Genomic DNA, 11,269 nt, shown 5'->3' on the forward strand with positions numbered 1-11,269 from the left:
TCTTTCCATTAACTTTATGCTATAAGTATAACACTATATGAAATCGTTGTCAACGATTTTCTGTTCTTTTTTGTCTCTTTTTTTATATTTTTGTTGTTTTTATAGTTTGTTACTAAAAAACAAACACATAAACAAACATTCCAAACATTTTTGCTGTTCTAGAAATAAAAAAAGCAGACCATTTAAGCCTGCTTTACGATTGATTCTTATATAAATTTCCTATGAAGAAGGAAAAGCAATTATGATAACTTATTCTTCATCCATACTCAAGACGCTGAGGAAGGCTTCTTGTGGAACTTCTACTGATCCGATGGCTTTCATGCGTTTCTTACCAGCTTTTTGTTTTTCCAGTAGCTTACGCTTTCGAGAAACGTCACCACCATAACATTTAGCAAGTACGTTCTTACGAAGGGCCTTGATATCAGTACGAGCCACAATCTTGTGTCCAATTGCTGCTTGAATTGGCACCTCAAATTGTTGGCGAGGGATGATTTTCTTAAGTTTATCAACGATGAGTTTTCCACGTTCGTAGGCAAAATCCTTGTGAACGATAAAGCTAAGGGCATCCACCTTGTCTCCATTGAGAAGGATATCCATTTTCACCAGCTTAGATGGGCGATACTCTGACAATTCGTAGTCAAAGCTTGCATAACCACGTGTCGAAGACTTAAGCTTATCAAAGAAGTCAAAGACGATTTCAGCAAGTGGAATTTGATAGATAACATTGACACGGTTATCATCAATATAGTCCATAGTCACAAAGTCCCCACGCTTGCGCTGAGCTAGCTCCATTACTGCTCCTACGAACTCCTGTGGTACCATGATTTGCGCTTTAACATAAGGCTCTTCAATGGTTGCAATCTTAGTTGGGTCTGGAAATTCAGATGGGTTAGAGACGTCCATAGACTCACCATCGGTCAAATTAACTTTGTAAATAACAGACGGAGCTGTCATGATGAGGTCGATATTGAACTCACGTTCCAAACGTTCCTGAATAACATCCATATGAAGAAGTCCAAGGAAACCACAACGGAAACCAAATCCAAGGGCCTGAGATGTTTCTGGTTCAAACTGAAGACTAGCGTCATTCAGTTGCAATTTTTCAAGCGCTTCACGTAGATCATTGTACTTGTTTGACTCGATAGGATAGAGACCCGCAAAGACCATAGGATTCATCTGCTTGTAACCATGTAATGGCTCTGCCGCAGGATTGGTTGCCAAGGTAACGGTATCACCCACACGGGTATCCTGAACCGTCTTAATAGAAGCCGCAATATAACCAACGTCACCAGTCGCAAGGAAATCACGACCAACAGCTTTCGGCGTGAAAATACCAACTTCTGTCACATCAAAGGTCTTGCCATTGCTCATAAGCTGAATCTTATCGCCAGGTTTGACAACCCCATCCATGACACGCACTTGGAGGATAACCCCACGGTAGGCATCGTAAACCGAGTCGAAAATCAAGGCCTTAAGTGGCGCCGTCACATCACCCGTTGGTGCTGGCACTTTTTCTACGATTTGCTCAAGGATTTCCTCGATACCAATTCCAGCCTTGGCAGAAGCCAAAACTGCTTCACTGGCATCCAAACCAATCACATCTTCAATCTCTGTACGCACGCGCTCAGGGTCTGCTGCTGGCAGGTCAATTTTATTAATGACTGGCATAATTTCCAAATCATTGTCCAAGGCTAGATACACATTGGCAAGGGTTTGAGCCTCAATCCCTTGGGCAGCATCAACCACCAAAATCGCTCCCTCACAGGCAGCGAGCGAACGTGAAACTTCATAGGTAAAGTCTACGTGCCCCGGCGTGTCAATCAAGTGGAAAATATAAGTTTCCCCATCTTTTGCAGTGTAATTCAACTCGATGGCATTGAGTTTAATGGTAATCCCACGTTCTCGCTCTAGATCCATGCTGTCCAAAAGCTGGGCCTGCATTTCACGACTTGAAACCGTCTCTGTCTTTTCCAAAATGCGGTCTGCTAGAGTCGACTTTCCGTGGTCAATATGGGCGATAATAGAGAAGTTACGGATCTTCTCCTGTCGTTTTTTCAATTCTTCTAAGTTCATGATTCTCTTCCTTTCAGGGTATCTATTTATTATAAATTGTTTTTGACATTTTGACAAGACCATACCCTGCTAGGAGTACTAATCTTCAGCGACAAAGCCGTCATTTTCGATAAAGTGATGTTCTGTCATTCCTTGGTCAGTAAAGACAATCCCATGAAGAACACCACCATAGACAGCTCCTCCGTCCATCCCAATCTTGCCATCTTCTGTAGTCCAAAGCTCAGCAGTACCACGCTCTTGCTTCAACAAACCATAGACCGGTGTATGGCCAAAGACAATGATTTTTCCAGTATGATTTTCTGCTTCGTGGAATGGTTTTCTAAGCCAAACTTTTTTATAATCTGTCGTTTCATGCCAGTCAACCAAGGTTAAATCAATACCTGCGTGAACAAAGATATACTTATCTGTCTCTACCACAAACGGCATTTGACGAATGAATTCAACCAAATCTGCTGCTTCGGTGGCAACACGATTAGCATCCTCAACTCCATCAACCGGTGCATCCAAGGGACGACCTAGGATAGAGTTAATGGTTGTATCTCCACCATTGCGACGATAATGGTCATAACTTTCTTCTGGATCATCTAGCCAAGTCAAAAACATATACTCGTGGTTTCCTGATAGACAGATGGCCCCTTGATTGTCCACTAAGTCCTTAACCATTTCTAGAACACGGCGACTATCTTCACCACGGTCAATCAAGTCCCCTAGAAAGAGCAACTGGGTCTGACCATCCCACGTTTTGAGAAGGTCTTCCAGCATCCCAGCTTTTCCGTGAACATCTCCAATTACATAATAGTCTGTCATCTTATTTCTCCCTGTTTCTCAACAATTCTCTGGCTTGCGTCAGGGCTGCTTCCGTCACATCATCACCAGCCAACATCTTAGCAACTTCTTCCACTCGCTCTTCAACCGTCAAGAGACGAACAGTTGAAACTGTTGAATGGTCATTACTAATCTTCTCAATAAAGAATTGATAATCTGCAATCGCAATCACTTGTGGTAAATGGGAAATAGCTAGAACCTGCCCATGCTGGCCAATCTTGTGAATCTTCTGTGCAATAGCCTGAGCTACACGACCTGAAACTCCTGTATCCACCTCATCAAAGACTATGCTGGTCTTGCCTTCTTTACGTGAAAAGGCAGACTTAATGGCTAGCATGAGACGAGACAATTCCCCACCAGACGCAACCTTATCCAAGGGTTTAAAGTCTTCACCAGGATTAGTTGAAATGTAAAACTCAACCATTTCATTTCCCTCACGACTGAATTTGCCCTTGCTAAAACGAACCTGAAACTGGGCTTTTTCCATATAGAGGTCCTGCAGTTCTTGTTTAATCTCAGCTTCAAGCTGCTGAGCTAAATCATGACGAGCAGAGGCAAGCTGACCTGCCAAATCAACAAGATTGACTTCCAGTTTCTTGAGCTCTGCTTCCATGTCCTCAGACGAAAGATTATTACCTGTCAAGAGATTGTATTCTTCCGTAATCTTGGCAAAATAAAGCAAGACATCGTCTACAGTCCCACCATACTTACGGGTAATGGTATGAAGGAGATCCAAACGATTCTCAACCTGCATAAGACGATTGCCGTCAAAATCAAGGTTCTCAATGATTGCTTCCAAACGTTTGCTTATATCTTCTAAGACATAGTAGGTCTCAGACAGAGAGCTTGAAATTTCACGGTATTCAGGGTCATACTCTTCAACACTTTCCATGTCATTCATGGCCGAACGAACATTGGCCAGACTTGAAAAATCTTCATTGTCCAACATACTATATGCATTGGTCAGCGTATCCGCAATATTTTTATGATTGAGAAGTTTATCACGCTCTTGATTGAGAGCCAGATCTTCTCCAGCTTGCAAGTTTGCTGCCTCAATCTCTGCCATTTGAAATTCCAACATTTCAATACGTGCCTTATGTTCTTGTTGGTTTTTCTTGACTTCCAGAACCTGCTTACGCATTTTACGGTAGGCATCAAAACTCGTTTGATAGGTTTCTTTCAAGCCCCAAAAAGCTACGTCACCGAATTCATCCAACATTTGGATGTGCAGTTGAGGACGCATTAACTCTTCTTGGTCATGCTGACCATGAATGTCCACAAGATGTTGCCCAATAGCACGCAAAACAGACAGATTGACCATCTGGCCATTGACACGGCTGATACTACGACCATTTTGCAAAATTTCTCGACGGATGATAATTTCATCACCTAATTCTAAACCTTGCTCATCAAAAATTTCCTGTAAAAGGCGACTATTCTCAACTGAGAAAAGCCCCTCAATCTCTGCCTTTGGCGCACCATGACGAATAACATCTGTCGTCGCACGAGCTCCCAACATCATATTCATGGCATCAATGATAATCGACTTCCCTGCACCCGTTTCACCAGTCAAGACAGTCATCCCCTTTTCAAAATTGAGGGAAATAGCCTCAATAATGGCAAAGTTTTTTATCGAAATTTCAAGTAACATATAGACCTACCAATTTTTTACTTGTTCAAAGATTTCCTCAGCTAGACTTTCACTTCTGGCAATGACTAAAATCGAGCTATCATCAGCTAAACAACTAAAAATCTTATCCGCAAATGTCTCGATTAACTGAGCTTTTACAAAGGCTGTATTTCCTGGTATAACTTGGAGATTAATCATCTTATCCATCAATTCAGCTGACTCAATATTGTCTTCAGCCAGTTGCAAACTTTTCACGATTGATTTTGGCAATTCATAGACATAGGTGTTGTCTCTCAAAGGAATTTTGACAATGCCTAGCTCTTTGATATCACGTGATACTGTCGCTTGAGTGGCAGTGATTCCTGCCTCTTTCAAATGTTCTACGATTTCTTCTTGTGTACCGATTTGATAATCTGTCACAAATCGTCTAATTTTTTCAAGTCTCTCTTTTTTATTCATCTTTAAATTGACTATGCGCCCTCTCTACTACTTTTTCAATCTCAGCAAGAACCTGATTGCTTGCTGACTCTTCTTTTTTCAAATACGCTAAAAACTCAATATTCCCATGACCACCTTGGATGGGAGAAAAATCCAATCCAAGGACTGAAAAGCCTTCCTCTACTACCATGGTTGTGACAGATTCAAGGACATGTTGATGAACCTTGGCATCACGAATGATTCCGTTTTTCCCAATTTGCTCACGACCTGCTTCAAACTGGGGCTTAACCAAAGCCACAACCTGACCTTGTTCAGCCAAGACACGGTGCAAGGCCGGTAAAATAAGGCTGAGGGAAATGAAACTCACGTCAATGCTGGCAAAGCTCGGTTCCTGCTCGAAATCAGTCTTTTCAGCATAGCGGAAATTAAACTGCTCCATGCTGACAACCCGTGGGTCTTGACGTAATTTCCAAGCTAACTGATTGGTACCAACATCAACTGCAAAGACCAACTCAGCACCATTCTGCAACATGACATCAGTAAATCCTCCAGTAGAAGCACCGATATCAATCGTTGTTGCTCCTTCCACTGACAAATCAAAGACCTGCAAGGCCTTTTCCAATTTCAAGCCACCACGGCTGACATACTTGAGTTTCTCACCCTTGAGTTTTAACTCGGTGTCATCTGGAATTTTCTCTCCTGGTTTATCAAACCGTTCTCCATTCAGGACTGCTACGACTAGACCAGCCATAACACCGCGCTTGGCCTGTTCTCGCGTTTCAAACAAGCCCTGTTTATAAGCTAGTACATCCACTCTTTCCTTAGCCATTGATTCTCAAACTTTCTACTACTCTTACAATCGATTCTGTTTCAAAGGGAACCTGCTGGGCGATTTCTTCTAATTTGGCATTAGCTTGATCCAAAGTCTGGTTACAAAAGACAATTGCCTCTTCCAAGCCCAACAAGGCTGGATAGGTTGACTTTTCTGCCTGTATGTCCTTTTGTGGTGTCTTGCCGATTTCCTCAAAACTAGCGGTCACATCCAGTACATCATCTCGAACTTGAAAAGCAAGCCCAATCAATTCACCTACAGTTTTAAGTTTCGCCTGCATCTCAGGTGCCAATTCGGCTATAATAGCAGCCGCTTGAAAGGGATAGGCTAGTAGTTTCCCAGTCTTATTAGCATGAATGGTCTGAAGTTCTTCCAAAGACAAATGCTGGTGTTCACCCTCCATGTCCAGAACTTGCCCAGCCACCATACCCAGACTACCTGAAGCAAGGGATAAGTTGGCAATCAAGTCCACCTTGATCTGACTTGGCAAATTTGCCTGCGCTATCAAAGCATAAGGATCTAGGAATAAAGCATCTCCTGCCAAAATGGCCATAGCTTCTCCAAATTTCTTATGATTGGTCAAACGCCCTCGACGATAATCATCATCATCCATAGCAGGAAGATCATCATGAATCAAGCTCCCTGTATGAATCATTTCCAAGGCCGCAGCCACCTGCGCGTGAGCAGGTTTAATAGCGACCTGCAAGGCTTCCAAAACTTCCAACAAGAGAAAAGGGCGAATACGCTTGCCACCAGCATGAATGGAATAGAGAACAGACTCTCGCAAACTAGAGGCAAACTGCTGGTCTCCATAAAAGTCTTCCAAGGCTGACTCGACAAGAGCTAATTTTTCTTGCTTCTTCATTCAAAATCACTTTCTGTTCCGTCTTCTTGCATGACCTTGACCAAGGTCTTTTCAGCCTTGTCCAGCGTCGCTTGGAGCTCTTTTGACAAGACCATGCCCTTTTGAAAGGCAGCAATCGCATCTTCCAGAGCAATTTCACCATTTTCCAAACTTTGGACAATGGTTTCCAGTTCTGCTAGATTTTCCTCAAATTTCTTTTGTTTTGACATCTTTAACCTCTAATTCTACTCGACCATCTCGCATCAAAAGCGTCACTTGGTCTTTTTTCTTCAAACTCTCAACCGAATCCACAACTGACTCTTCTTTTTTGACAATAGCATAGCCACGCGCCACGATTCGACTGGTATCCAACATTAGCAAGGCTTCTGAAAGTCGCTTGACTTCAGCAACCTTGGCATCATAAACCAGAGCCATTTGGCTGCGGAGAAGCTTGTCCAACTGTCCTAAACGGTCTTGATAGCGTTGGATTTTGGTAACAGGTGATAATTGTACCAGTCGATGCGTCCTTGATTGTACTATCTGTTTGTTATCAGAAATCCGTGTACGTAAACTTTGTGTTAAGCGCAGTTGCAGTTGATCCAAGCGTTGCATATAGCCATCATACAAACGCTCTGGCTGTCTAAAGATAACAGACTGACTGCATTTTTTCAAAGCTTCTTGTTTTTTAGATAGGACATTTCGGACTGCCGTTGCCATCCGTTTTTCCTGATTTTGCAAATGAGCTAATAGATCCAACTTGGTCACAGGTGTTGCTAGTTCAGCAGCAGCTGTTGGTGTGGCAGCGCGACGATCTGCAACAAAATCTGCCAAGGTCACATCCGTCTCATGCCCCACACTAGAAATAACTGGCAAACGAGATTCAAAAATGGCTCGTACCACAATTTCTTCGTTAAAGGCCCAGAGATCCTCTATGGAACCACCACCACGACCAATAATCAGCAAATCCAAATCGTCTCGTTGATTAGCACGCGCAATATTTCGAGCAATTTCTTCTGCTGCCCCTTCACCTTGCACCTTAGTTGGATAAAGCAGGATATCGACACCTGGGAATCGCCTGCTGACGGTCGTGATAATATCTCGAATCACGGCTCCACTGCGACTGGTTACTACACCAATTCTCTTAGAAAATTGGGGCAGAGCTTGCTTGAAGCGTTCTTGAAACAGGCCTTCTTCTGTCAATTTTTTCTTGAGTTGTTCAAACTGAATCGCAAGTGCCCCAACCCCATCAGGCTCAGCCTTTTCAATGATGATGGAGTAGCTACCGCTCGGTTCATAGACCTGTACACGCCCAATCACATTGATCTTCATCCCTTCTTCCAGGTCGAAACCTAATTTCTGATAAATTCCAGACCAAATAGTCGCTTGAATAACTGCATGGTCATCTTTTAGGGAGAAATATTGGTGAGTAGGTCGTTTACGAAAGTTGGAAACTTGACCAGTTAAATAGACCCGTTCCAAATAAGGGTCTTTATCGAATTTCATTTTCAGATACTTGGTCAAAGTTGTTACCGATAAATACTTTTCCATCTCCACCTACTATTCATTTTCTTGCTCTTTCATGGGTATTATTATACCAAAAATATGCCTAAAAATCTCCATTTATGTACCATTATGAGAGAAAAATAGAAAAAGGAGGCAAGGCCTCCACATCTGTTTATTTACTATTTCTAGCTTCTTCCAAAATCTTAGCAATCTTGGTCGTCAACAGGTCAATAGCCACTGTATTGCTGACTCCCTCAGGAATGACGATATCCGCATAACGTTTGGTTGGCTCAATAAACTGGTGATACATAGGTTTAACTACACCTAAGTACTGGTCAATAACACTATCAAGACTACGGCCACGCTCCTCCATATCACGCTTGATACGACGAATAATGCGCACATCATCATCCGTATCCACAAAAATCTTGATGTCCATCAAATCACGTAGGCGCTTGTCCTCCAAGACCAAAATCCCCTCAACGATAAAGACATCTTGAGGCTCCTGACGATAGGTCTTGCTGCTTCGTGTATGTTCTGTATAGTCATAAGTCGGGATATCCACCGGACGCCCTGCCAACAATTCTTTAATCTGCTCGATCATCAAATCTGTATCAAAAGCAAAAGGATGGTCATAGTTGGTTTTGACACGCTCTTCAAAGGTCAAGTGAGACTGATCCTTATAGTATGAATCATGCTCAATCATGGAAATCTTTTCATCAGGGAAATGCGATAAAATGGCTCTTGAAACACTGGTCTTACCACCACCAGAACCACCTGTCACTCCGATAATGATTGGTCTATTTTGCATGCTATCCTCCGTTTTTTTATCCGTCGTCTATTCTATCACATTTTTTGCAAAATTTATAGTCTGATTTGGATAGTCTAGGGGAAACAACACTCCCTACACCTCAGTTAGACTAGCTAAAAACCTTCCTTGGCTTATAGAGATTGTCCCGTTTTTCTAGAATGGCTAGCAATGTATCGCCTTCAAAAGCAGCCAATTCTTGATTTGTTTGGCCGAGCTCAATAAAGCGACCAAAGCGCACTTCTGTAGCCTCTTCTGGACTTAGGAAAACTTTGACAAGGTCACCTGTTCCAATCTCTAGAGGATGGAGAAAATCTAATTGCTCATCCTCCACTTTTCTAGCAATTTCTTCCAAGGTAAGAGCATCTTCTAGTTGCAAACCAGCTGCACTAGTACGAGTTAACTGAGACATATGGGCCGCATAACCCAATTTTTCTCCCAAGTCAACAGACAAGGTACGAATATAAGTTCCCTTACTGCATTTCACACGAAAAGTAAAGCGTGCAAGATGACCCTCATAAGAAATTGGACTTGTTCGTTCAAATTGATAAATGGTCACCTGACGCTCTGGACGCTCCACTTCCTGACCAGCACGCGCATACTCATAAAGCTTACGACCATTGACCTTGACCGCCGAATACATAGGCGGAATCTGGGTAATAGGCCCAGTCAAGCTCGTAATTACTTCATCAACAAGCTTTTCATCCAAGGGCAATAAAACAGGTGTCTCAGCGACCACTTCCCCACTGGCATCCTCTGTCGTCGTGGAATAGCCCAGAGTGATTTCCCCCTCATAGACCTTGCCCTCATCCTGCATGAACTCGACCATGCGGGTCGCCTTGCCAACCGCAATAGGCAAAACACCCACCACATCCGGATCCAAGGTCCCTCCATGACCAATCTTCTTGGTTCCCAAAATCTTACGCAGTTTAAAAACCGCATCATGCGAGGTCATCCCCGCTTCTTTTTTTAAGTTGATAATACCGTTCATTTTTGCTTTCTATTTCCCCTTCAATGCTTCAAACTTCGCTTTCATGGTTGGATTTTTTCGAGTCAATTTTTTGACAGAGACATCTTCCAACTTATTGTTTGCGAGGCGGAGTTGGTTTTCAGATGTTGTCAGGAACTTCTTAATCTCTTCCATGCGTTTGATAGCCTTGTCGATTTCATCAATAGCTTTGCCAAAGTTGGTCGAAGCAGAGTTGTAGTTCTTGGCAAAAGCTAACTTAAAGGCATCCAAGTCTTCTTCAAAATGCGTAATGTCAATATTTTGTTCGCGAACCAAGGCCAACTCCTGCTTGTATTTTAGGGAATTAAGCGCCGCATTTCGCAAAAGCCCAATCAACTGAATAAAGAATTGAGGACGAACCACATACATCTTTTCATACTCATGGCTGACGTCAACAATCCCTGTGTTAAAGTAGTCATTATCGGCCTCAAGCATAGTCACCAAAACCGCATACTCACAGTTCTTCTCCCGACGGTCCTTGTCTAATTCCTTGTAAAAATCTGCATTCTTGTGCTTCTTCTCTGTTCCATCCGCTTCATTTTTCATCTCAAACATGATGGAAATGATTTCCACTCCATTTTCATCACTCTCACGGAAGATAAAGTCCCCCTTAGACCCACGCGCAGAGACCTTGTTATCCTTCTCAAAGTAGGCATTTGGAAAGGCGAAACTACGGACCTTGTTAAACTCACTCTCTGCATACTGTTCCAGACTTTCCCCGATGGCTTTTGTAGATTGCTGGGCTTTGAAATTCTTATAGAACTCGACCTGTTCACTCGCTGCTTTGAGCTGGGCTTCATAGTTTTGCTTAACTGAAGCAAGAGAAAGCTCGTTTTCTTTTTCTTGTAATAGGAGCTGATTTTTGACCTGATCGCGTTCTTTTTCTAGGTCAGAAAGGGTCTTTTGTAGTTGATTTTCATGCTCCAAACGCAAGGTAGCCAATTGGTTTTCCAAGGCCTGTACTTCCTTATCCTTAGCCAATAAGGCCTGATTGCTTGTCTGTTCAACCTCTTTCTTGGCCAATTCTTTTTCTGTATCAAAGTTTTGGATTTGACTCTGCAATTGAGCGATTTCTTGATCCTTTTGAGCTAGTTTAGACTGTTGTTCATTCATGGCCTTTTGCTCTGCCAAGGCCAGTTCCTGCTTCATGCGATCGTGCAATTCCTTATCAAACTCTGCTGTTCTCACTTGGGATAAAAGTTCAGCATACTGACTTTCATTTACTGTAAAGACTTCTCCACAGTTGGGACATTTGATTTCGTTCATATCGTTCCTCTTTCTAGGCTTCTGTAACCATTATATCATGC

The 11,269-nt window shown here is 42.7% G+C and carries 11 protein-coding genes; all 11 read right to left on the reverse strand.

Translation table 11 applies throughout. The features are described 5' to 3' along the window. Positions 1-249: 249 nt before the first annotated feature. On the reverse strand, positions 250-2,073 hold the full coding sequence (lepA, locus tag QZ359_RS08450; RefSeq protein ID WP_001047207.1) for a translation elongation factor 4: 1,824 nt from the start codon (positions 2,071-2,073) through the stop codon (positions 250-252). Positions 2,074-2,151: 78 nt separating this feature from the next. Continuing rightward, complete coding sequence (locus tag QZ359_RS08455) at positions 2,152-2,880, reverse strand: metallophosphoesterase family protein (RefSeq protein ID WP_265471614.1); 729 nt, start codon at positions 2,878-2,880, stop codon at positions 2,152-2,154. Position 2,881: 1 nt separating this feature from the next. Continuing rightward, complete coding sequence (gene recN / locus QZ359_RS08460; protein WP_293965711.1) at positions 2,882-4,549, reverse strand: DNA repair protein RecN; 1,668 nt, start codon at positions 4,547-4,549, stop codon at positions 2,882-2,884. 6 nt (positions 4,550-4,555) lie between these two features. Next, on the reverse strand, positions 4,556-4,987 hold the full coding sequence (locus QZ359_RS08465; RefSeq protein WP_020900686.1) for an arginine repressor: 432 nt from the start codon (positions 4,985-4,987) through the stop codon (positions 4,556-4,558). Then, entirely contained in the window at positions 4,980-5,795 is an 816-nt protein-coding gene (locus tag QZ359_RS08470; protein WP_101784968.1) for a TlyA family RNA methyltransferase, read from the reverse strand. The genes QZ359_RS08465 and QZ359_RS08470 overlap by 8 nt, the downstream gene beginning before the upstream one ends. Beyond that, positions 5,788-6,663, reverse strand: a complete 876-nt coding sequence (locus QZ359_RS08475; protein WP_293965715.1) for a polyprenyl synthetase family protein — start codon at positions 6,661-6,663, stop codon at positions 5,788-5,790. The genes QZ359_RS08470 and QZ359_RS08475 overlap by 8 nt, the downstream gene beginning before the upstream one ends. Then, positions 6,660-6,872 (reverse strand): exodeoxyribonuclease VII small subunit, encoded by a 213-nt coding sequence (locus QZ359_RS08480; RefSeq protein ID WP_000043226.1) that lies wholly within the window; start codon positions 6,870-6,872, stop codon positions 6,660-6,662. Before QZ359_RS08480 ends, QZ359_RS08475 begins: the two co-directional genes overlap by 4 nt. After that, the gene (gene xseA, locus QZ359_RS08485; protein WP_101784972.1) at positions 6,850-8,190 is read right to left on the reverse strand and encodes an exodeoxyribonuclease VII large subunit; all 1,341 of its coding nucleotides are present in this window, start codon (positions 8,188-8,190) and stop codon (positions 6,850-6,852) included. The genes QZ359_RS08480 and xseA overlap by 23 nt, the downstream gene beginning before the upstream one ends. A gap of 127 nt (positions 8,191-8,317) precedes the next feature. After that, a complete protein-coding gene (udk, locus tag QZ359_RS08490) occupies positions 8,318-8,956 on the reverse strand; it encodes a uridine kinase (RefSeq protein WP_001181376.1) in 639 nt (212 codons plus the stop codon). A 109-nt stretch (positions 8,957-9,065) separates the two neighbouring features. Then, positions 9,066-9,944: a tRNA pseudouridine(55) synthase TruB gene (truB, locus tag QZ359_RS08495; RefSeq protein ID WP_101784975.1), complete on the reverse strand. Its 879-nt coding sequence runs from the start codon at positions 9,942-9,944 to the stop codon at positions 9,066-9,068. Between the two features lie 9 nt (positions 9,945-9,953). After that, complete coding sequence (locus QZ359_RS08500) at positions 9,954-11,228, reverse strand: DUF2130 domain-containing protein (protein ID WP_101784977.1); 1,275 nt, start codon at positions 11,226-11,228, stop codon at positions 9,954-9,956. Positions 11,229-11,269: the final 41 nt, after the last annotated feature.

The organism is Streptococcus sp. (assembly GCF_019414905.1).
Classification (GTDB): domain Bacteria; phylum Bacillota; class Bacilli; order Lactobacillales; family Streptococcaceae; genus Streptococcus.